This window comes from Epilithonimonas xixisoli (assembly GCF_004365655.1).
In the GTDB taxonomy this organism is placed as follows: Bacteria; Bacteroidota; Bacteroidia; order Flavobacteriales; family Weeksellaceae; genus Epilithonimonas; species Epilithonimonas xixisoli.
Genome location: NZ_SOEO01000001.1, coordinates 1,148,663 through 1,169,487, shown reverse-complemented (window position 1 = coordinate 1,169,487; position 20,825 = coordinate 1,148,663). Strand labels below are relative to the sequence as shown.

At 34.5% G+C, this 20,825-nt stretch carries 22 protein-coding genes; 5 read left to right on the top strand and 17 right to left on the bottom strand.

Going from position 1 to position 20,825, the window contains the following annotated elements:
* Positions 1 to 6: 6 nt before the first annotated feature.
* Genes menA through B0I22_RS05285 form a run of 3 tightly spaced genes read right to left on the bottom strand, consistent with a single transcriptional unit; the run spans position 7 to position 2,507 of the window.
* Positions 7 to 936 (bottom strand): 1,4-dihydroxy-2-naphthoate octaprenyltransferase, encoded by a 930-nt coding sequence (menA, locus tag B0I22_RS05295; protein ID WP_133943602.1) that lies wholly within the window; start codon positions 934 to 936, stop codon positions 7 to 9.
* Between the two features lie 9 nt (positions 937 to 945).
* Positions 946 to 1,635, bottom strand: coding sequence for a DUF2461 domain-containing protein (locus B0I22_RS05290; RefSeq protein WP_133943601.1), 690 nt, complete (start codon positions 1,633 to 1,635; stop codon positions 946 to 948).
* A gap of 35 nt (positions 1,636 to 1,670) precedes the next feature.
* The gene (locus tag B0I22_RS05285; protein ID WP_034979240.1) at positions 1,671 to 2,507 is read right to left on the bottom strand and encodes a 1,4-dihydroxy-2-naphthoyl-CoA synthase; all 837 of its coding nucleotides are present in this window, start codon (positions 2,505 to 2,507) and stop codon (positions 1,671 to 1,673) included.
* A 122-nt stretch (positions 2,508 to 2,629) separates the two neighbouring features.
* On the opposite strand from B0I22_RS05285, the gene B0I22_RS05280 reads away from it, so the two are divergent.
* Positions 2,630 to 4,033: a T9SS type A sorting domain-containing protein gene (locus B0I22_RS05280; protein WP_166668179.1), complete on the top strand. Its 1,404-nt coding sequence runs from the start codon at positions 2,630 to 2,632 to the stop codon at positions 4,031 to 4,033.
* A 46-nt stretch (positions 4,034 to 4,079) separates the two neighbouring features.
* On the opposite strand, the gene B0I22_RS05275 is transcribed toward B0I22_RS05280, so the two are convergent.
* Entirely contained in the window at positions 4,080 to 4,571 is a 492-nt protein-coding gene (locus B0I22_RS05275; RefSeq protein WP_133943599.1) for a DUF4920 domain-containing protein, read from the bottom strand.
* 121 nt (positions 4,572 to 4,692) lie between these two features.
* On the opposite strand from B0I22_RS05275, the gene B0I22_RS05270 reads away from it, so the two are divergent.
* Positions 4,693 to 5,520 (top strand): GIN domain-containing protein, encoded by an 828-nt coding sequence (locus B0I22_RS05270; RefSeq protein WP_133943598.1) that lies wholly within the window; start codon positions 4,693 to 4,695, stop codon positions 5,518 to 5,520.
* 78 nt (positions 5,521 to 5,598) lie between these two features.
* On the opposite strand, the gene B0I22_RS05265 is transcribed toward B0I22_RS05270, so the two are convergent.
* The 4 genes from B0I22_RS05265 to parS are packed head-to-tail and all read right to left on the bottom strand — an operon-like array spanning position 5,599 to position 8,405.
* Positions 5,599 to 6,378: a zinc ribbon domain-containing protein gene (locus tag B0I22_RS05265; RefSeq protein ID WP_133943597.1), complete on the bottom strand. Its 780-nt coding sequence runs from the start codon at positions 6,376 to 6,378 to the stop codon at positions 5,599 to 5,601.
* 2 nt (positions 6,379 to 6,380) lie between these two features.
* Positions 6,381 to 7,478 (bottom strand): Nif3-like dinuclear metal center hexameric protein, encoded by a 1,098-nt coding sequence (locus B0I22_RS05260; RefSeq protein ID WP_133943596.1) that lies wholly within the window; start codon positions 7,476 to 7,478, stop codon positions 6,381 to 6,383.
* 13 nt (positions 7,479 to 7,491) lie between these two features.
* Complete coding sequence (locus tag B0I22_RS05255) at positions 7,492 to 7,944, bottom strand: RES family NAD+ phosphorylase (RefSeq protein ID WP_133943595.1); 453 nt, start codon at positions 7,942 to 7,944, stop codon at positions 7,492 to 7,494.
* A 5-nt stretch (positions 7,945 to 7,949) separates the two neighbouring features.
* Positions 7,950 to 8,405: a type II RES/Xre toxin-antitoxin system antitoxin gene (gene parS / locus B0I22_RS05250; protein ID WP_133943594.1), complete on the bottom strand. Its 456-nt coding sequence runs from the start codon at positions 8,403 to 8,405 to the stop codon at positions 7,950 to 7,952.
* Positions 8,406 to 8,525: 120 nt separating this feature from the next.
* On the opposite strand from parS, the gene B0I22_RS05245 reads away from it, so the two are divergent.
* Positions 8,526 to 9,353 carry an ion transporter gene (locus B0I22_RS05245; RefSeq protein ID WP_133943593.1) on the top strand — a complete coding sequence of 276 codons (828 nt, stop codon included), beginning with the start codon at positions 8,526 to 8,528 and terminating at the stop codon, positions 9,351 to 9,353.
* Positions 9,354 to 9,458: 105 nt separating this feature from the next.
* The gene (locus B0I22_RS05240) at positions 9,459 to 10,256 is read left to right on the top strand and encodes an alpha/beta hydrolase (RefSeq protein WP_133943592.1); all 798 of its coding nucleotides are present in this window, start codon (positions 9,459 to 9,461) and stop codon (positions 10,254 to 10,256) included.
* Here B0I22_RS05240 and B0I22_RS05235 read toward each other — a convergent pair.
* The 8 genes from B0I22_RS05235 to B0I22_RS05200 form a co-directional block, all read right to left on the bottom strand.
* Entirely contained in the window at positions 10,228 to 11,031 is an 804-nt protein-coding gene (locus B0I22_RS05235) for a patatin-like phospholipase family protein (RefSeq protein ID WP_133943591.1), read from the bottom strand. The genes B0I22_RS05240 and B0I22_RS05235 overlap by 29 nt on opposite strands.
* A 66-nt stretch (positions 11,032 to 11,097) precedes the next feature.
* Positions 11,098 to 12,489: a dihydrolipoyl dehydrogenase gene (gene lpdA, locus B0I22_RS05230; protein ID WP_133943590.1), complete on the bottom strand. Its 1,392-nt coding sequence runs from the start codon at positions 12,487 to 12,489 to the stop codon at positions 11,098 to 11,100.
* Positions 12,490 to 12,592: 103 nt separating this feature from the next.
* Positions 12,593 to 14,992: a vWA domain-containing protein gene (locus tag B0I22_RS05225; RefSeq protein ID WP_133943589.1), complete on the bottom strand. Its 2,400-nt coding sequence runs from the start codon at positions 14,990 to 14,992 to the stop codon at positions 12,593 to 12,595.
* 11 nt (positions 14,993 to 15,003) lie between these two features.
* Positions 15,004 to 15,528 (bottom strand): RNA polymerase sigma factor, encoded by a 525-nt coding sequence (locus tag B0I22_RS05220; protein WP_133943588.1) that lies wholly within the window; start codon positions 15,526 to 15,528, stop codon positions 15,004 to 15,006.
* An 86-nt stretch (positions 15,529 to 15,614) separates the two neighbouring features.
* Entirely contained in the window at positions 15,615 to 16,079 is a 465-nt protein-coding gene (locus B0I22_RS05215) for an SRPBCC family protein (RefSeq protein ID WP_342772844.1), read from the bottom strand.
* Between the two features lie 74 nt (positions 16,080 to 16,153).
* On the bottom strand, positions 16,154 to 16,564 hold the full coding sequence (locus B0I22_RS05210) for a hypothetical protein (protein WP_133943587.1): 411 nt from the start codon (positions 16,562 to 16,564) through the stop codon (positions 16,154 to 16,156).
* A gap of 75 nt (positions 16,565 to 16,639) precedes the next feature.
* Complete coding sequence (locus tag B0I22_RS05205) at positions 16,640 to 17,059, bottom strand: hypothetical protein (RefSeq protein ID WP_133943586.1); 420 nt, start codon at positions 17,057 to 17,059, stop codon at positions 16,640 to 16,642.
* 73 nt (positions 17,060 to 17,132) lie between these two features.
* Positions 17,133 to 17,633: a GbsR/MarR family transcriptional regulator gene (locus B0I22_RS05200; RefSeq protein ID WP_133943585.1), complete on the bottom strand. Its 501-nt coding sequence runs from the start codon at positions 17,631 to 17,633 to the stop codon at positions 17,133 to 17,135.
* 363 nt (positions 17,634 to 17,996) lie between these two features.
* Between B0I22_RS05200 and B0I22_RS05195 the strand changes: the two genes are divergently transcribed.
* Positions 17,997 to 18,257: a hypothetical protein gene (locus tag B0I22_RS05195; RefSeq protein WP_133943584.1), complete on the top strand. Its 261-nt coding sequence runs from the start codon at positions 17,997 to 17,999 to the stop codon at positions 18,255 to 18,257.
* On the opposite strand, the gene B0I22_RS05190 is transcribed toward B0I22_RS05195, so the two are convergent.
* Positions 18,258 to 20,690: an alpha-ketoacid dehydrogenase subunit alpha/beta gene (locus B0I22_RS05190; protein ID WP_133943583.1), complete on the bottom strand. Its 2,433-nt coding sequence runs from the start codon at positions 20,688 to 20,690 to the stop codon at positions 18,258 to 18,260. It abuts the gene before it with no gap.
* Between the last annotated feature and the right edge of the window lie 135 nt (positions 20,691 to 20,825).

Here is a 20,825-nt window from a genome sequence, read left to right as displayed (position 1 = left end):
ATTTAATTAATTAAAAAAATTCAGTCCGAAAGCTGTCAATATTGACATTAGAAAAGTCAAAATCCCAACTTGTTTTAGGAATGGGTCTAAGTCTTTTGGCTCTTTCACAGCCATTACGCTTCTCCTCAATTTCATAAATGGGAAAATCAAAATCATCACAATGAATGGATAATACAAACCTCGCTCCTGAAAACCATTGTACATCAAAAAAGCCAACATCAATAGAATTGGTAATTGTAACAAAATAATCTCGTAAATCATCGCATTTTTGAAACCTAATCTCAATGCCAAAGTTTTCTTGCCGGCCAATTCATCATTGACGATGTCTCTCATATTATTCAAATTGAGAACAGCCATACTTAGCATTCCGACGGCTGTTGCAGGAAATAACAAATCCCAACTGAACGATTTGGTAAATAGAAAATAACTCCCACAAACCGAAACTAATCCAAAAAAGATAAACACAAAAATATCGCCCAAACCTAAATAGCCATAAGGCTTTTTACCAACTGTGTAACCAATCGCAGCCAAAATACAAGCAATTCCTAATCCGATGAAAATCCAAAACTCTTTAGTGTAATCCGGATAAAAAGCAACGTATAACAATGCGACAGTTGCTACTAAAGATAATATTGATAATAAAATTACAGCATTCCTCATTTGATTAGCAGTAATTCTTCCAGAAGCCACAGCTCTTTGTTCCGCCTCTCCTATTCTGTTTTTGTCAGTTCCTTTCACACCGTCGCCATAATCGTTGGCAAAGTTGGAAAGAACTTGATACAATAATGTTACTAAAAGTGCCAATCCGAAAATTCTCCAATCCCAAAATCCGCCTTCTTGGGAAATCCTCCATTTTGCAATGAAAGCTCCCATAATAATCCCACTCATAGAAAGTGGTAATGTGCGCAGACGTGCTGCTTGTATCCAATCGGTCATTTTATTTTTTTAATCTTTAAATACAGATTCGCCATTTAAATTAGTTGTCAGAACCTCACTCATATAATCGAAAAAAGGACGCATTGCCAAAAAAGTAGCGATAATCTCTTTCTGGAAACTGTCTGAAAAAACTTCTTTGTCAGAAAATTTCCTCATTACCACGTATTGCTTTTTCTTTATCAAGTCAATTGCAGGATGATTTTTGCCAAAACCTTTTGGTGCAGTCTTTACACCATCTTCGCCTTTCAGTTCTCCAAAATATTTTATAAAGGTTTTATCTGAAGTTATTTTCTTAATTTGAGAATCATCAATTTCAAATTCTTTTCGGATTCTTAATAAATCCTCATTATTCGGACCCCAAAAACCGCCTCCAACAAAAGTGTTACCAGGCTCCAAATGCATATAATAACCACCTCTCAGCATTGGTTTTTTTCGAGATAAACCAGCTCCGAAATTAGTTTTATAAGGTGTTTTATCTTTAGAAAAACGAATATCTCTGTTAATTCTTAAAATATGAATTTGCCCCAAACTATCGTGAAATTCCATTTCAGAAAAAATTTCTTCTACGAATTTCTTGTTTTCCTTTGCAATCGCATCATATTCTTTTTTATGCTCAGAAAACCAAACACGATTGTTATTTCTGCTTAATTGTTTCAGAAATTCGAATCCTGTTTCAAGTGAGATGTTTTTGTTTGGCATAAAGCAGATGTCAATAAATATTTAGATGTATATTTTTAAGAAATCCACTGGTCATCGCCAAAGTTTGGCTTACGCTTTTCCAAGAAAGCATTTCTACCTTCTTTCGCTTCTTCTGTCATATAAGCCAAACGTGTTGCTTCACCTGCAAAAATCTGTTGTCCAACCATTCCGTCGTCTGTCAAATTCATTGCGAATTTTAGCATTCTAATGGATGTTGGAGATTTTGCAAGGATTTCCTGCGCCCATTCGTAAGCAGTATCTTCCAATTCTGCGTGAGGAATTACGGCATTTACCATTCCCATTTCTTCCGCTTCTTTTGCTGAATAATTTCTTCCTAAAAAGAATATTTCTCTCGCTTTTTTCTGACCAACCATTTTAGCCAAATAAGCAGAACCGTAACCTCCGTCGAAACTTGTGACATCTGCATCGGTTTGTTTGAAAATTGCGTGTTCTTCACTGGCCAAAGTCAAATCGCAAACTACGTGAAGCGAATGTCCACCGCCAACTGCCCAACCATTTACGACAGCAATCACAGCTTTTGGCATAAAACGAATCAAACGTTGAACTTCCAAAATATTCAAACGATGTCTTCCGTCTTCGCCAACATAACCTTGATGTCCACGAGCTTTCTGGTCGCCACCGCTACAGAATGCGTGACCACCGTCTTTTGGACTTGGACCTTCTCCCGTCAATAATACAACTCCGATGGACGAATCTTCGTAAGCGTCGTAAAAAGCATCGTAAAGTTCTGAGGTTGTTTTTGGTCGGAAAGCGTTTCTGACTTCTGGTCTGTTGATGGCGATTCTTGCTACGCCATTTGATTTTTTATAGGTAATATCTTCGTATTCTTTGACGATTTTCCAGTCTGCCATTTTTTGAAAATTTAGAGTGTAAATATAAGCAGAATTGATGGCTTTAACAATGAATTAGGACATTAAAATATTTTCAAAAACAAATCTTATTAATGATTATATTTGATAAAACTTTTACCATTATGACAAAAAAAATACTTTCTTTTATTTTTCTGAATCTATTCGCTTTTTCATTTTCTCAGAATGTAAATATTCCTGATGCTTATTTTAAAGAACTATTAATTTCAATTAAAATTTCGGACCAATACGCCAAAGATCTGAACGGAAATTATACTAAAGTTGATGCGAATGGAGATGGAGAAATTCAAAATTCTGAAGCTGAGAATATTAGTTACCTTTCAACCGCTTACGAAAATAATCTTACAGATATTACAGGAATCGAAGCCTTTAAAAATCTTACGGAATTAAACATCGAACAGACTACAAAACTTAAAAGTTTGCAATTATCAAGCAATACAAAATTAAAAAAGATTAAAGGTCTTTACAATCAATCCTTGGAGGAGATCAATATCAATAACTGTTTATCACTAGAAGATATTGATTTATTTTCAACAAAAATCAATTCTATTGACGTTTCTCAGAATTTGAAATTGAAAAACCTAGTTGTTACTGGAAATTACGCTTCATTAAACCTAAGTAAAAACACACAACTCGAACAAATAAGAATAGGATCTGACAATTTGGCCTCTCTAAATCTTGATAATTGCAACAAATTAAGCCAAATCAGAATCGATAATGACAATCTATCAGCTTTTAACTTCTCTCAGCTAGCTGGGCTGCAAAGCATTGTTTTTGCAACTACAAAAATGTCTTCAATAAACTTCAGTTCATCACCTGTCACACATATAAGCTTTTGGTATGATGCTTCAAATTTAAGTTCAATTTTACTACCCATTCAAAATTCTAATCTTAAGAGTCTAAGTATTCCTCATTCAAAAATCAGTTCATTAGACCTTTCCAAAAGTCTTAATTTAGAATATTTTAATTTTTCAAGTAACATTATTTCTAGCCTTGACCTAAGTAGAAACATTAAATTAAAACAATTTACAGTATCCGATTCTAATTCCATCACCAATCTGGATGTCTCGAATAATATCAATCTGGAAATGTTCAATGTTTTCAGATTATCCAATCTTTCAAATATATCTGTAAAAAATGGGAAACAGCAAACATTTGGTGAAGGATTTTTAGAATGTCCAAAACTAACATATGTTTGTTGCGACGACTCAGAAAAAGCCTATTTTCAAGCTAAAAATATACAGACCGTAGTTACAGATTGTTTACTCGCAGTTCGGGAAAACAAATCGTTATCTGACTTTAAAATATATCCTAATCCAACTTCTGACCTTTTAAATTTCAGTCAAAAAATCGAATCTATAAAAATATTAGACACACAAGGTAGATTGATTTTAAATAAAAAAATTAATGCCAATACTTTTGATGTTTCAAGTTTAAGAAGTGGAGTTTATATCTTAGAAGTTTCCTCGGACAGTAACAAAACAAGCTTAAAATTTACAAAAAAATAAAGCTGACCCTAAAATCAGCTTTATTATAATCTATTTTGACGTAAAATTACTCTATAACTTTGATGGCGCTTGCCAAAAATCTGGTTTCTGTTTTTGGTTCTGTAATCGCATCGATTTCTGCTTGGGATTTTTTAGCGTCTTCTGCGTAATGTTGTAATTCTTTTACAGATGTGGTTTTGCTCTCTGCACTGCCTTCTAAAACGACGGTTTTCCCTTCCAAAGCAGTCGGAACGAAGAATGCGTAATCCTTCATCTTCACGAAGAAAGATTCGCCGTTGTCCGTTGCAATGCTTACCCAGCATCCTTTTTTCGGGCAAACGCCAGTCACTTTTCCTTTGACAGTAGTTTTTGCGATTTTGTTTTTGGTTTTTAATTCTTTGTTGAGTTCATCTGCGGAAATGGCTTTCTTTACAGTTTTTGCGGAAACATCCTGACCGTAGAACTCTCCTACTTTTGCGTCACCTGCCGGCGGACCAGATTGTGCAAATGCGGAAACGGATAATCCAATCAATACGAATGCGAATAGTATATTTTTCATTTTAAAATTTTATTTTTTTAATGTTGTAAATTTAGAAAATTATTTAGAATCAGAAAAAATAATTTTTGGATGTAACAGAATTTAGTTTTCAGTTGTCTTATCATTATTAAAATCTATTATTATGAAAATAAAACTTTTATCTTTAATTTTATTAGCCTCTGTTGGTAATTTTTCTTGCATACAAAGCAAAGGGAGCGATGGCGCAAACGGCTCGGACATTATGTTTTCTAATCTTTTGTCTGATTCTGGAAAAGGCGAGGTGATTGATAAATCCTACGCTGTTGATTTTGATGAATTGCAGATTTCTACTGGTCTCAATGCAGAAGTTTATAAATCTAATGAAGAGAAAATCGTGGTTTATGCGCCTTCTGACTTGATGCAATATGTGGTTGTGAAACAAGAAGGAAGAAAAGTGCACGTAAAAATTGAATCTCAAAAAAAACTGAGCATATCGACTGACAGAATTAAAATTAAGGTTTATGCCAGAGATTTTGATAGATTGCTAGCCAGCTCCAGCGGAAGTATTCTGTTGAAAGATGATTTCAAATTCGCGGATTTGGACGTGAAAGTTTCAAGCTCTGGAAATATCAAAGGAAACATCAGCGGAAACAATGTCAACATCCAAGCTTCCAGCAGTGGCGATTACAATGGAGATGTGAATGCGAAAAATCTGAATCTTCAAACTTCTTCTTCCGGAGATATTAGGATCACTGGAAAAGCGGAAAATGTGAGCGCTCAATCATCGTCATCAGGCGATATAAAGGCTGAGAATTTCACTACAGAAAGTGCAGTTCTTACCACTTCTTCCTCGGCAGATATTACGATTGGTGTTCGTACAAGTCTTACAGCCAGCGCATCTTCCAGCGGAGACATCAATGTCATCAAAAGAGGCGAGCTGAATAAGGTGACCAAAAACGAAAGCAGTTCCGGATCTGTCAATATCCGTTAAATCATATTATTTTCTCACAAAAAAAAGAGATTCCGAAAATTCGGAATCTCTTTTTTTTATATTTTGATTATCAGCTTCTTAGTTGAATTTGATAATGCTTTCCATTTTAGCAGTTTCTTCGTTTACCAACTCGTCATCTACCAAGATTTTTCCAGAATGCTCATCGATAATAATCTTTTTTCTCTGAGCAATTTCCATTTGCTTTTGTGGTGGGATTGTGAAGAAAGAACCTTTCGGTGCTCCTCTTTCCAAACCTACAACTGCAAGTCCTGTAGAAGAACCTTGACGGATTCTTTGGTAAGAAACCAACAATCTGTTATCGATTTTCTCAGCAAATTCTTTAGATTTTTCTAATAGATAATCTTCCTCTTTTTGCGTTTCAGAAACCAAGTTTTCCAATTCGTTTTTCTTGTGAGAAAGGTGGTTTTTCAACTCATCGATTTTAGAAGTCAAATCTGCCAAAGTTTCCTTTTTGTGATCTATCTTTCCACCGAATTCTTTGATTCTCTTTTCAGCCAATTGGATTTCTAATTCCTGATATTCTACTTCTTTTGATAAAGCTTCGAATTCTTTGTTATTTCTAACGTTGTCTTGTTGCGTTTTATATTTATCAATAAGAGTTTGAGCTTGTTTCATCAAGTCTTTTTTGCTGTTGATTTCAGCATTTTGCTCAGCAATTTCAGCTTCGAATTTTTGGGCTCTTTTTTCAAGACCTTCAATTTCTATCTCAAGATCTTCTACTTCAATCGGCAATTCGCCTCTTGTATTGCGGATCTCATCCAGACGGGAATCGATGATTTGCAAATCGTAAAGAGCTCTTAATTTTTCTTCAACAGAAATTTCGTTTACTTTAGCCATATCTATATAAAATAATTAACAGGATTTGTTTTTATTGTCGTTTTAGCGATTGCAAATGTAGTGAATTTTTTGGACAAAATTTCAAATAATTGTTGAGTTACAAATTGTTCTGACTCAAAATGTCCAATATCGCAAATCAACATTTTGTCTTCCGCTGAAAAGAAATCGTGATACTTCACATCACCAGTGAGATAAGCATCACATTTTGCAGAAATTGCAGACTTGATTCCACTTGCTCCGCTTCCACCCAAAACGCCTACTCTTTTGATTTTTTTCTGAGTTAATGAATTGTATCTGATAACATTAAGATTAAATTTCTCTTTTACGAATTTCAGAAAATCCTCCTCATCCATTTCGATTTCCAAGTCTCCGAATCTTCCCAAACCTGTATATTGATTTTCATTTTCGAGCGAAATTAATTGATAAGCAACTTCTTCATAAGGATGATTTTGTTTCATCGCAAAGAGAATCTGATGCTTTTTATAATCTTCAAAAATCACAGAAAGCAGAACTTCATTGGCGTTTTCTCTTTCATTGTGAGTTCCAGTCACAGGATTTGAACCTTCCAGCGGGCGAAAAGTTCCGTTTCCATCAATCGAAAAACTGCATTCGTCATAGAAACCAATATTTCCGGCTCCAGCTTCGAAAAGTGAATTTTTTAATTTTTCAGCAGAATCACCAGGAACATAAACTTCTAGTTTTTTTAATTGATTCTGTTTCGGCATTAATACTTTTTGATTCTTCAATCCAAGAACTTCACATATTTTATAATTAACACCAAAATAATCATTATCAAAAGCGGTGTGAATCGCATAGATTGCAATTTTATTTTCTAAAGCTTTCAGAACAGCTCGCTCCACATAATTTTTACCAGTAATTGATTTTAATCCCGAAAAAATGATTGGATGAAAACAAAATATAAAATTTAAATCCTTTTCAATCGCTTCATCAACTACAGATTCCAAAGCATCGTGAGCAATCAAAATTCCCGAAATTTCTCTATCAGGATTTCCACAAAGCAAACCAACATTATCAAAATCCTCAGCTTGCCTTACCGGAATTATTTTTTCAAATTCATTTATAAACTCTTTGATTTTCATTGATTTACTTTTTTTATCTAACAAACAATCGGTCATCAAAAGTAAACTTCTCTACTTTCTTGATTTGAACTTTGTTAAAATTATTATTTCGAGGATTAATAATATAATTGAATTCCCCTTGAACCGCTGCAGAAGGAACTTTCATCGTCAGGAATTTGTTTTCTTTCAGAAATTTGTCTCCCATCTTCTGAGTTGCGTCGAGATGTGGAAAAGTATTCCAATCTTTAGGAAATCTTTTCGGCTCAAAAACTTCAATATCAGGAATTTCAATGTGAACCAATCGATAATCTTTTGGAATAATGCCAAGTGGAATGTGAACAGCAATCTCGGTAACGCAAAGTGCAATAGATTGCCCCGTGTACAAAGCTGCATTGCCTTTGCTATTCCATCTTCCGCCAGCTATTTCTGCGCCTTTTCCGGAGAGATCGTTAGCATAAATTTCTTTTGATAATCTAAAAACTATCATTAATGCTACGCTAAAATACCGTGTTCCAATCTTGTAAGCTCATCCATCAGAAGTGAGATTCCGAAGTTGCTTCCAATGAGGTCTTGTGGTTTTGTCTTTCCTAATGCGAGATTCTCTGCCTGCAACCAAATCAAAAAATAATCTGACGACCCAAAAACTTCCTCTCCTCTTTTGTAAAGCATTTCTATTTGCAATATTTTCTCTGACTGCAATGTATCAAAGGTTTTTTCTTCTTTTTGATAACGGGATAATGTCTTCCCAGAGATATGAAGAAAACCCGCCCAATCTTGAAAACTAAAAGGGAATTTTTTTACAAGATTATCGAAGAATTTAAAAGAAATCCCTCGTTCTGCGATTTCTATCATTCTGAAAATACCGCCATCATCAAAATTCTGATATCCATACACTGCCATTGGTTCTGATACAGAATGTGCTTCGTCTGTTGTTTTATATTTTTTCATCTTTTTACTTTATCTCCCACAAAGGTAAGACTTTTGTCTTTAAAAAAAAGACTTTTGTCTAATTATTTTTATTTCTTATGCGATTTAATTTTTATTACCTTCATTTTTTATTTTAAAGTTATGAAAATTAAGCCTGAGTTTGATTTGATTCCGGAAGATGGTTGGAGAAAAAAAATTTACGAAGTTGTTTATTTATCCAATACCAAAGCGGGAAAAACCTTTGATATTTTTTTATTGTCACTTATTTTGATAAGTACGGTTTTGCTAATGGTAGAGACGATTCCCATTATAAATTTACAATATCGCACAGAGTTTTATTATGCTGAATTTTTCATCACTTTAATTTTTACAATAGAATATATATTGCGAATCATTTGTGTAAAAGACAGAGAGGAATATATTTTCAGCCCTTTGGGAGTGATAGATTTTTTATCAATAATTCCATTTTATATCAGTCTGTTTTTTCCGGTTTGGCATTTTGTGGCGATTATCAGGATGCTGAGAATGCTAAGGATTTTTAGGATTTTCAATCTGGCAGATTATATGCACGATGGTAGATTTATCGTTTCGGCCTTAAAACACAGTTCTAGAAAAATTTATATTTTCCTTTTGTTTATGGTGATTTTCATCGTACTTATTGGGTCTTTGATGTATGTTGTGGAAGGTGGAAAAAATGGATTTAGCAGTATTCCGCAAAGTGTTTATTGGGCCGTTGTTACGATTACAACGGTTGGTTATGGCGATATTTCTCCTGCGACACCTTTAGGTAAAATGTTATCAATTATTGTAATGCTTTGTGGTTACAGTATTATTGCCGTCCCAACCGGAATTGTGACTTCTGAGTTCCGAAAACAAAAGAAAAACAACTTCAATTGCAAAAGATGTGGCAATGACGACAACGACGAGAATGCGCGTTTCTGCAAAATATGTGGAGAGAAAATAATTTAAAAATAATTAATATAACTTATTGAATAATTAAAAATAAACATTTAAATTTGAGGAATATTAAATAAATATCAAATACAATTAAGATAATAATTTAAATTCCTCACTATGAAAAAACTTTATTTCATACCTTGGATCATTCTGATTAATTGTTTAACTGGTTGTTCCTCGAGCGCCTCACTTTCAGATTACAACACTTCTGAAGTATTAAGTGTAAAACACCACACCTATAAAACCGTAAATTTTCCAACTTCCGATGGGCTTAAGGTTTATGCAGATTACTACTCTAGCCACAACAAACGCGGTCCGCTAATTATATTATATCATCAGGCAGGTTTTAGTCGCGGTGAATTTCGCCACATTGCTCCTAGACTTGTAGAATTGGGATTCAATGTGCTTGCGGTAGATCTTCGCTCTGGAGATATCTTGAATCAAGTCACTAATCTTACCAAAAAAGAAGCTCTGAAACAAGGCATGTCGACATCTTTCCAAGACGTAATTCCTGATTTGGAAGCGTCTTTCGATTATGCTAAAAATGAAATCAAATCGCGAAAAATAATCTATTGGGGAAGTTCTTACTCGGCTTCTCTAGGGTTTTATATGGCTGCAAAGTATCCCAAGGACTACAAAGCGCTCATCGCCTACTCTCCGGGAGAATATTTTAAAATCGAAAATAAAAACATTGCAGAATACGCTAAAGATGTAAAGATCCCAGTCTTTACTTCCTCGGCAAGAAACGAAGAAGCACAGTGGAAATCAATCTATAATTCGGTTTCTGCGAGAAAAGAATTTTATCTTCCATCCAAAACCAAAGGTCATCACGGAACAATGGCGTTGTCTGCCTTCCACGATGATGCGGAAGAAAACTGGCAGGCAATTATTCCTTTTTTGAAAACATTAAGGTAAATTCTTCTTCGTTTTCTGAAAACGAACGTTTGGCCTCGTCGTATCCTATTTCAACAATCTCAACCAATCGCTGAGGATTTCTTTCGAATATGCCGTATTTGGATAATTTTTTGGATGTCATAAACCAGTCGCAATACGCAAACTTATAAATCTCGGTCCGGTGTGATGCCAACTCGTAAGCTCGTGTGGTGACAGCTTTGATGGTTTTAAGGTCTTTCGCTTCCACATCTTGAGGTGGCGTGACATAAACGCCAATTATTTTTTCACATTCATTATTGATGACATCGGCTGGGAAATTGTTCAAAACACCGCCATCGCTGTACATTTCTCCATCAATGAAATATGGTGTGGAAATCCCAGGAATACAGGAAGAAGCGATAATCGCATCAACTATTTTGTAATGTTTTTCGAAAACTTTTTGTTGTCCAGTAATCAATTCTGTAGCGACGATCCTCACATCTTTGTCCAAATCTCCCAAAGTCATCTCTTGAAAAATGGGATTGAGATAAGTAGTGAAAATTGCAGATGAAACAAATCCCGGCTGGTTGAAAGTAAAATGTTTCCAATGAAAAAAATAGATGGATTGGAAAAAATCCAAAATTTCTTCCGGCGTTTTCCCGACTGCATACAAAGAGCCAACGATTGAACCTGCGCTGCAACAAGACAGAACATCGGGTTCTATATTTTTTTCTTTCAGAAATTTCAAAACCCCTGCGTGGGCTAATCCACGTGTTCCACCTCCGGACAAAACCAATCCAATCTTCGAATTTTCCATTAAGTAAAATTAAAAAAACCACAGAAAATTCTGTGGTTTTATAATATGAATATTATGTTAATCCTATTAAATATGAATCACTTCGCCATAAGCAGCAGCAACAGCTTCCATCACTGCTTCTGAGATGGTTGGATGCGGGTGAATTGCTTTTAGAACTTCGTGTCCAGTCGTTTCAAGTTTTCTTGCAACAACAGCTTCCGCAATCATATCGGTAACGCCGTCACCAACCATATGACAACCAAGCCACTCGCCATATTTCGCATCAAAGATTACTTTGATAAATCCATCAACATCACCATTAGCTGTCGCTTTTCCAGATGCTGAGAAAGGGAATTTACCAACTTTGATTTCGTAACCTTTTTCTTTCGCTTGTTTTTCAGTTAAACCAACAGAAGCAATTTCTGGGTGGCAATAAGTACAACCCGGAATATTTCCGTAATCAATTGCTTCAACGTGCATTCCTTTGATTTTCTCAACACAAGTAATTCCCTCTGCAGAAGCCACGTGAGCCAAAGCCTGAGTCGGGATGATGTCACCGATTGCGTAATATCCAGGAACAGAAGTCTGATACCATTCATTAACCAAAACTTTTCCTTTTTCAGTTTTAATTCCAACTGCTTCAAGTCCGATTCCTTCAACATTAGAAGCAATTCCAACTGCAGAAAGTAGAATATCAGCTTCAAGCGTGATTTCACCTTTTTCGGTCTTTACTTTTGCTTTTACGCCGTTTCCAGAAGTATCCACAGATTCTACAGAAGAATTGGTCATTATTTCAATTCCCGCTTTCTTCAGAGATTTCTCTACGTGTTTTGAAACGTCTTCATCCTCCAAAGGAACGATGTTTGGCAAGAATTCTACAACAGTAACTTTAGTTCCCATTGCGTTATAAAAATCAGCAAACTCAATTCCGATAGCGCCAGAACCTACAACAATCATAGATTTTGGTTGCTCAGGAAGAGACAATGCCTGTCTGTATCCGATTACTTTTTTACCATCTTGAGGAAGATTTGGCAATTCTCTAGAACGCGCTCCTGTTGCAATGATGATATTGCTCGCAGAATATTCAGTTGATTTTCCTTCAGCATCTACCACAGAAACTTTTTTACCAGCTTTCACTGTTGCAGTTCCCATAATGACATCGATTTTGTTTTTCTTCATCAAGAAAGAAATTCCACCGCTCATTTTAGAAGCTACACCTCTACTTCTTTGGATAACTTTGGCAAAGTCAAATCCTGGATTTTCCACTTTGTTAAGACCATAGTCTTCTGCGTGCTTCAAATAATTGAAAACGTGAGCAGATTTCAACAATGCTTTGGTTGGGATACAACCCCAGTTAAGGCAGATTCCTCCAAGATTTTCTTTTTCGATGATGGCTGTTTTGAAACCCAATTGAGAAGCTCTGATTGCAGTCACATAACCGCCAGGTCCACTTCCAATAACAATAATATCGTAATTCATTGTGATTAAAAAATTTTAGCGAATTTACGGAAAATTATTGAAAGCATAATATGACAAAAAGCAACTCTTGGAGTTGCTTTTCAAAAATTTAATATTGGGAAGATTACTTTATCTGCTTGTAACTTTCAATCAGTCTGATAAATTCTGAACGATAACCATCTTCATCGTTTGCTTTTCCCTGTTTTGCAAGATTGATGATTTTATCAAGGTCTTTATCTTTGATGAATTCCGATTGTCTTAAAACCAATCCAAACCAAGCGACAGACGATGAAAATTTGAAATCTGACGAAGCGCTATTCAATTGATTTTTAGAATCTTTTACAGTCTGAATTAATTCTTTGCTTACATCTTCATCCGGATTTTTGTAACGGAATTTAACTGTTGCTAATTCGTCTCCAAATTCATTTTGAGATTCATTTTTAGAATACTTCAAATCAATATCTTGAGGTGCAAATTCTGAGTCTGAACCAGTTGGAATGATTTCATAAATCGCTGTCACCGTATGACCAATTCCTAGTTCTCCCGCATCAATTTTATCATTTTTAAAATCTTCATTTCTTAATTTTCTATTTTCATAACCAATTAATCGATAGGATTTTACGAACTTCGGATTAAACTCAATTTGAATCTTTACATCTTTCGCAATCGCATACATACTTCCAGCAAATTCTTTTCCAAGAAACTTGTTAGATTCCTGCATATTATCGATGTAAGCATAATTTCCATTGCCTTTGTCAGCCAACATTTCCAAACGATTGTCTTTGTAATTTCCCATTCCGAAACCTAGGCAAGTCAAGAAAATTCCAGATTGTCTTTTTTGTTCAATTAATTTTTGAAGTTCGGAATTATCGGAAACTCCAACATTAAAATCGCCATCAGTTGCCAGAATCACACGATTATTTCCGTTTTTGACCAAATTTTCCTGAGCCAATTTATAAGCTAATTCAATTCCTTGTCCTCCAGCTGTACTTCCGCCAGCACTAAGATTTTCTAAAGCTGAAAGAATTTTTTCTTTGTTCTTTGCAGAAGTCGGTTCCAAAACAACGCCTGCACTTCCGGCATAAGTTACGAGCGCCACTTTATCTTGTGGACGAAGTTTTTCTAATAAAATCTTGAATGAAGTTTTCAACAAAGGCAATTTATTTTGCTGATTCATTGAACCTGAAACATCGATTAAGAAAACCAAATTGGAAGCCGGTAATTCTTTTTCATTCAGAATTTTACCTTGTAACCCGATTTTCAGAAGTTTGTGTTTTGGATTCCAAGGCGAATCGTTGTATTCTGTATTGATGGAAAAAGGCTGATTGTTCTTTGGTTGAGGATAATTGTAATTAAAATAATTAATCATTTCCTCGATTCTCACAGCGTTTTTGTCCACAGATTCGCCATTGTTTATCATTCTTCTCACGTTGGAATATGATGCTTTGTCCACATCAATTGAGAAAGTAGAAAGTGGTTCTGCCTTTGCCAACTCGAATTTATTTTCTTTCCACTCGTCGTAAGATTCTTGATTTTGAATAGGTTTTGGGTTATTAAGCAAATCAATTTCCTTTTTGGACAAACCTTTAGTTTTGATTACAACTACTCCATTTGCGCCTCTAGTTCCGTAAAGTGAAGTTGCAGAAAGGTCTTTTAAAACCTGAACATCTTTAATTTTATTTGGGTCAATATTGGCCAAACTTGCTTTCTCGTAAGGAATTCCATCAATCACATATAATGGTTGATTGTTTGAAGTTAATGAAGCTGTTCCTCGGATTTTAATATTAGGAGAACTTCCAGGAATTGCTTTCCCTGTTGCGATTTGAACACCAGCAACATTTCCTTGTATTGCATTTAGAAAACTTGAATTAGAACGATTCTCAATTTGATTAACAGAACTTATCTTATCTTTCTTTTTTGCTGTTGAATAGCCAACAACCACAAAACTTTCAATATCTTTCTGTCTTTGCTGAGAAGCAATATTATTTCTCATTTCTTGTTCAACTCTAATTCTTTTCTCATCAGCTAAAGAATTTGTTTCAGCTTTTATTTCGTACTGAACTGTTGGAGCAATTGCATCTGCCACAGGAGAAGAATTATGGTAAATCATTGGTGGAGCAACAATCGCACTTGGAGTTTTCTGATAAGCCATAATATCTTTTCCTTCAGCTGGTTTGACTGGACTTTTCGCCAAATTCTCTTGAAAAGCTTTATTGATTTCCTCAACTTTTTTTGGCGTTTCTGTTTGATTTGGATTGATTGGTTTTCCGTAATCGTTTGATGTGATTTGAGGTTCTATTTTCGTGTCTTTATCATTCACAAAATATAAAACTCCAAACGTTAAAGCCAATCCAGCAACCATTCCGTAAGGCAACCAAAGTGGAATGATTCTTTTCTTTTCTTCTTTTTTATCTAATTTCTCTTCAACGTTTTGCCATACTTTTTCGAAATTTGGGAAAGTCGGTTTTTCTTCCGCCGATTTTCCGGCTTCGCTGAACATTTTATCGATATCTTGATTTTCCATTTTTTTAAACTTTAAGAATTAATTGTTTGAAGTCTCACCAGTTCCTGCAATTTTTTGCGGGCGAAATTCACCTGAGATTTGGACGTGCCTTCCGAAATAGAAAGCATTTGTGCAATTTCCTTGTGCGGATAACCTTCCATCGCAAACAGATTGAAAATCGTGCGACAACCTTCCGGAAGGAAATTGAGAAGAGATAAAATTCCTCTTTCCTCGGAAACATTCTCGGGCTCAGCTTCTGCCAAATCCACAAAATTCTCTTCAATCGAAATCGAAAATGGCTGTTTCTTACGAAGTTTCTGAAGACATTGATTCACCACAATTTTCTTTGCCCAAGCATCGAAGACCTGAAGTTCTTTGAGTTGCTCCAGTTTTGTGAAAATCAGGTAGAAAGAATCTGCCAAAACTTCTTCCGCATCTTTGTCGTTTTTCAGGTAACGTTTGCAGGTTGCGAAGAATCGGCCTGCGTATTCTTCATAAAGTTTCCGCTGTGCGTTGCGATCTTTATTTTTGCATCTTATGTATAATTCGTGTTCCATATTCTGGCATTTATAAGGAAAGATGCAATAGTTTAAAAAAGGTTGGAAATATTTTGAAAATTTATGAAAATTATTTGATTTGAAAATTAATTATTAATAGGTGATTCAGCAATTTCTTTTATCATTCGTTTTCTCTCGAGTATAAATTTTTTGAGATAATTTTTCAGAAAGATTTGATTGACTATTTTTCCGATAATTCCAAGAGGCGATTCAAATTCGAAAATATCAATCATCAAAGTTTTTCCTTCTTTTTCTTTGAAAATATGTTGATGTTTCATCGATTTGAAAGCGCCTTGTATCATTACATCGGTGAACATTTTCGGACTTTCCATTTCAATGATTTTCGTTGTGAGCGTTTGATAAAATCCCAAATGTTTGGCTCGCCAAGTTACCGTTTCGCCTAACTCTATCAATCCGCTTGTCTTTCCCGCAATTGCTTTTTCGTTGGTTTTAGAAGTTGACTTTTGGTGAAAATCTATATTTCGGGATAGGTCGAAAACCGTTTGAATGTTTGCATCAATCAATGTTTCTAGATAAATTTTAGTCATCATTTTTCTGATTTTAAAGGTTGAGAAAGTCGCCTTTTGTTCTTTTATTAGTTCTGAAAAGAAAAGTCAATATGATTTTAAATATTAGATTTTTCATATTTTTCTAATGTTTTCTTTATATCAAATATGTAAATCAAGGACAAAATTGGAGCATAAAAGAATGCACTATAAAGCATTAGATAAAATATTATTCCCAATTGATTGAAGATACCTAAGTCTATATTTTTACCTTGTAAAAACATAGAAAGAATGAATGTTATCCAGATAGGAATCAAAAGAATTCCATAAAACTTGTATGATTTTGACTTTTTATAATTGAGAAATGCTCTTATAAAAAAACTTAAAATCTGAAATCCTCCAACGATATAATAGAAGTAGAAAAGGTTTCTTACAAAATGTGTAGTTATATATTCAAAAATCAAATAACTAATCATTCCAAAAAATATTAATAATTGAGCATAAAAATCTATTTTAAAAAACGTTTTCATTGTGTTTGATTTTAAAGATTGAGAAAGTCGCCTTTTGTTCTTCGGTTTGTTCTGAAAAGGAAGAACATTATGATTTTAAATATTAGGTTTTTCATTGTTCAAATTTTTATCTGAATAACTAATTAATAGAGATTGAATAATAAGTATTGGAGAAAGAATCATCCAAGAAATAACAAGTAATTCGAAAAAATGGCGAAGAGGAATATTTCCTTTGGCAATATCAAAAATTGATAATAATATCAAGATTATAAAACCAATTACCACATAACTTGAGAGAAAAATATATACATATCTTGAATCGGTTCTGATATATTCTTTAGAAAAAAACTTAATCAAATTATTTGTGTATTGAACAATGGCAATGAGGAAAAATTCGCCTACTATTAATTTAGAAATAATATCATCACTAAAAAATTTAATGAAAATAAAAGACAGAAGAAACAATGCAATCGTGAAACTTTGAATTTGAGAATCATATTTTAAAATAGTTTTCATAGTATTGTAATTTTTATATTTTCAGAAATTTTTGAAACTTAATCTGAAATAAAAAAGGAAAATGAATTTCCTTCTATTTCAGTAAGTTGGTAATCTTCCCAACCAGCCAATGGTCATCGCTTTTGATGGCTAAGTCCATTATGTTATTGATTTTGTTGGTCACGTTTCCAAAATCATCCATTAATTTGATGAATTCTTTTGCTTCTTCAGAATCATCGTCTACATTTTTAAGCTCTTCCAAGAATGCTACAACCGGTTCTATTTCACGTTTTCTGCGTTCTTTCGTGATTTGTTTGAAGAGAAACCAAACATCTTTTTCAGCAATGAAATATTCTTTCCTATCCCCTTTCACAAATTCTTTTTTCACAATTCCCCAATCCATCAAAGCCCTAAGGTTCATATTCGCGTTGCCTCTCGAGATTTGCAAAAGCTCCATCACTTCATCTGTTGACAAAGGTTTTCCTTCTGCCAAAAGCAAAGCATGAACCTGCGCCATTGTTCGGTTGATTCCCCAATTGGTGGCAAAAGTTCCCCAAGTTTGAATGTATTTTTCTTTGGCTTCGTCGAGTTTCATTTGTAATTTCTATTGTTTTTATATTATCAAAAATAACGTTTTTCAACGTTTCATTTTTGTAATGCTTTTAATTTTTGTACAAATATAATTAAATTTTCTAAACTTTCAAAAATTATTGAAAATTAGATTTCAAAATGATGGAATAAATTCATCTAATAGTTAAAAATTTACTTGTCAATAATTTTTTGATTGGTTTAATAATACTTAAAAACAATTATTCCAATATTCCTTTATTTAAAATCACAATTACACTTGGTGATTCTACGATTCAATCGTTATAAACAATGCAGATATTCGCATAAAATTAATTTAAAATTAATAATAATAATCGCTTTTTATTAATAAATTTACATAAAAAAACTAATGAAATATATTCTCCTAAAACGTAACAAAAGCTTACAGACTGATTCTAATTCAGATTTTATCCGTTGGATGCGAAAGATGGATTTGCAAAATTGGGAAAGTAACGAAGATTTTATGGAAGGTTATGCTTATCGAAAATCGACATTTGAGAAGATGCAAATCAGGTACAGAGACGAAAATGATTTTGTAGAAGATTTACAAAAAAATAACCTTTTGAAAATCGAGTCTTCAAAAGGCTTTTTAGGTTTATTTAATTTCTAATTAATATATCGCTGGGTATTTCTCAGGATTAATTTCCGTAAACATCGCATAGATTTTCTCCACCATATCATCCGCTGATGGTTTGCTGAAGTAATCGCCGTCACTCGCAAACGCTGGTCTGTGATTCTCTGCAGAAATTGTCAACGGCTCAGAATCCAAATATTTGAAAGCTTTTTGTTTTTCCAAAATTTGCTGAAGAATAAAAGCAGAAGTTCCGCCTTCTACATCTTCATCGATTACAACCAATCTATTTGTTTTCTTCACGCTTTCAGCTATTTCATTAGTCAAATCAAATGGAATTAAGGACTGAACATCAATCACTTCTGCAGAAATTCCTAATTTTTCTAATTCATTCGCCGCTTCGGAAACAATTCTCCAAGTGGAACCGTAAGTTACCAAAGTCACATCTTTTCCTTCTTTAGTTACTTCGATTTTTCCAACTGGAATCGTGAATTCGCCTAAGTTATCCGGTTGTTTTTCTTTAAGTCTATAGCCATTCAAACATTCTACAATCACGGCTGGCTCATCACTTTGAAGCATTGTGTTATAAAAACCTGCGGCTTTCATTAGACTTCTTGGAACCAAAATGTTAATTCCTTTTGATAGGTTAAGGATTCCCGCCATTGGCGAACCGGAATGCCAAACGCCTTCCAATCTGTGTCCTCTTGTTCTAATGATTACTGGCGCTTTTTGACCACCTTTTGTCCTGTATTGAACGGTTGCCAAATCATCGCTCATTCCTTGCAAACAGTACAGAATATAATCTAAATATTGGATTTCAGCAATCGGTTTCAAACCTCGCATCGCCATTCCGATACCTTGCCCGAGGATTGTTGCTTCACGGATTCCTGTGTCAGCGATTCTCACCTCTCCATATTTTTCCTGAAGTCCTTCCAAGCCTTGATTCACATCACCGATATTTCCTGCATCTTCTCCGAAAACCAAAGCTTGAGGATATTTTGCAAAGATTTTATCGAAGTTATTTCTAACCACAACTCTACCATCCACTTCTTCCGATGCATCTGAATAGATTGGTTTGATTTCTTTTACATTCGTTGCTTTCCACTCGGATTGGGAATATAAATGCGATGAATAATTATCTTTTTCGATTTTGAAAATTTCTTCGTATTTCGATTTCAAAGCAGTTCTTTCAGCAGAATTTTGAGTTCTTGTAACCAATAAAGACTGTCTTACCAAATGGAAAATATCTCTTTTGCTTTTAGAAATAATTTTATTGAAGTTTTCAATTAATTGAGAAACTTCAATGTTTTGATTTTTAATGGATTCTACAAATGGTAAAACTTCATTTTTTAAATCTGAAATCGTTTTTTGATAAGCTTCCCAAGCTTTTTTCTGACCGTCTTTTACCAATTTTTTAGATTCAGAATCGATGGCATCCAATTCTTCAACTGAAGCCAGATATTCTTCATTTCCTTCGATTTCAATGCTGTAATCCAAAATCCACTCACGGAATTTCAACATTCCGTCAAACTCAGATTCCCATTTCAAACGTTCTTCGTTTTTGTAACGCTCGTGCGAACCAGAAGTTGAATGTCCTTGTGGTTGCGTCACTTCCGTCACGTGAATGACCACTGGAACGCTTTCATATCTTGCGTAATGCTCTGCTTTTGCATAAGCTTCCATCAATGCCGGATAATCCCAAGCTTTCACTTGGATGATTTCGCAACCTTGTTTTTCGTCCGCTTTTCTTTGAAAACCGGAAAGCATTTCAGAAATATCCGCTTTCGCTCTTTGGTTTTGAGTCGGAACCGAAATCCCGTAACCGTCATCCCAAATTGAAACAATCATTGGGACTTGCAATGCACAAGCGGCGTTCAAAGTTTCCCAGAAATGACCTTCAGCTGTAGAAGCGTCGCCAATGGTTCCAAAAGCAACTTCGTTTCCGTCTTTTGAAAACTTCTCAGAACCTTCAAATTTTACTGATTTGTAAACTTTGGAAGCCTGAGCCAATCCCAATAATCTCGGCATTTGCCCTGCCGTTGGTGAAATATCAGATGAAATATTTTTCTGTTCAGTCAAATTTTTCCAACTTCCGTCTGCGTTTAAACTTCTTGTGGCGTAATGGCCGTTCATTTGTCTTCCTGCAGATGCTGGTTCTCTTTCCACGCTGGTGTCAGCGTACAATTGTGCAAAGAAACTTTCGACAGAAACCGCATCGATTGCCAGCGCAAAAGTCTGGTCACGATAATATCCAGAACGGAAATCTCCGTTTCTAAAAACCTTTGCCATCGCCAATTGTGGCAACTCTTTTCCATCTCCGAAAATACCGAATTTTGCTTTACCTGTCAGAACTTCGCGCCTTCCCAAGTAGGACATCTCGCGGGAAATCCTACCTAAGCGGTAGTCTTCCAAAATGCTGTTTTTAAAATCCTTAAATGAGATTTGCTGAGTTTCTATATAGGTTGTTTGCATAACTTTGAATTTTGACAAATATAAAATTTTTTACTGAAATTTTTATTGATTTGATATCTCGTAAAAATAAGATAATTTTATAAAGTATAAAAATTCATCAATTATATTTTTTCCACAGAATTAATGAATATTTTT

Bases quoted from the DNA above. Each gene is read 5' to 3' on its own strand.
- B0I22_RS05220 (WP_133943588.1), bottom strand. From the start codon at position 15,528: ATGGAACACGAATTATACATAAGATGCAAAAATAAAGATCGCAACGCA.
- B0I22_RS05240 (WP_133943592.1), top strand. From the start codon at position 9,459: ATGAAAAAACTTTATTTCATACCTTGGATCATTCTGATTAATTGTTTA.
- lpdA (WP_133943590.1), bottom strand. From the start codon at position 12,489: ATGAATTACGATATTATTGTTATTGGAAGTGGACCTGGCGGTTATGTG.
- B0I22_RS05280 (WP_166668179.1), top strand. From the start codon at position 2,630: ATGACAAAAAAAATACTTTCTTTTATTTTTCTGAATCTATTCGCTTTT.
- B0I22_RS05270 (WP_133943598.1), top strand. From the start codon at position 4,693: ATGAAAATAAAACTTTTATCTTTAATTTTATTAGCCTCTGTTGGTAAT.
- B0I22_RS05260 (WP_133943596.1), bottom strand. From the start codon at position 7,478: ATGAAAATCAAAGAGTTTATAAATGAATTTGAAAAAATAATTCCGGTA.
- B0I22_RS05235 (WP_133943591.1), bottom strand. From the start codon at position 11,031: ATGGAAAATTCGAAGATTGGATTGGTTTTGTCCGGAGGTGGAACACGT.
- B0I22_RS05225 (WP_133943589.1), bottom strand. From the start codon at position 14,992: ATGGAAAATCAAGATATCGATAAAATGTTCAGCGAAGCCGGAAAATCG.
- B0I22_RS05255 (WP_133943595.1), bottom strand. From the start codon at position 7,944: ATGATAGTTTTTAGATTATCAAAAGAAATTTATGCTAACGATCTCTCC.
- menA (WP_133943602.1), bottom strand. From the start codon at position 936: ATGACCGATTGGATACAAGCAGCACGTCTGCGCACATTACCACTTTCT.
- B0I22_RS05290 (WP_133943601.1), bottom strand. From the start codon at position 1,635: ATGCCAAACAAAAACATCTCACTTGAAACAGGATTCGAATTTCTGAAA.
- B0I22_RS05265 (WP_133943597.1), bottom strand. From the start codon at position 6,378: ATGGCTAAAGTAAACGAAATTTCTGTTGAAGAAAAATTAAGAGCTCTT.
- B0I22_RS05195 (WP_133943584.1), top strand. From the start codon at position 17,997: ATGAAATATATTCTCCTAAAACGTAACAAAAGCTTACAGACTGATTCT.
- B0I22_RS05215 (WP_342772844.1), bottom strand. From the start codon at position 16,079: ATGATGACTAAAATTTATCTAGAAACATTGATTGATGCAAACATTCAA.
- B0I22_RS05245 (WP_133943593.1), top strand. From the start codon at position 8,526: ATGAAAATTAAGCCTGAGTTTGATTTGATTCCGGAAGATGGTTGGAGA.
- parS (WP_133943594.1), bottom strand. From the start codon at position 8,405: ATGAAAAAATATAAAACAACAGACGAAGCACATTCTGTATCAGAACCA.
- B0I22_RS05205 (WP_133943586.1), bottom strand. From the start codon at position 17,059: ATGAAAACTATTTTAAAATATGATTCTCAAATTCAAAGTTTCACGATT.
- B0I22_RS05285 (WP_034979240.1), bottom strand. From the start codon at position 2,507: ATGGCAGACTGGAAAATCGTCAAAGAATACGAAGATATTACCTATAAA.
- B0I22_RS05275 (WP_133943599.1), bottom strand. From the start codon at position 4,571: ATGAAAAATATACTATTCGCATTCGTATTGATTGGATTATCCGTTTCC.
- B0I22_RS05210 (WP_133943587.1), bottom strand. From the start codon at position 16,564: ATGAAAACGTTTTTTAAAATAGATTTTTATGCTCAATTATTAATATTT.
- B0I22_RS05200 (WP_133943585.1), bottom strand. From the start codon at position 17,633: ATGAAACTCGACGAAGCCAAAGAAAAATACATTCAAACTTGGGGAACT.
- B0I22_RS05190 (WP_133943583.1), bottom strand. From the start codon at position 20,690: ATGCAAACAACCTATATAGAAACTCAGCAAATCTCATTTAAGGATTTT.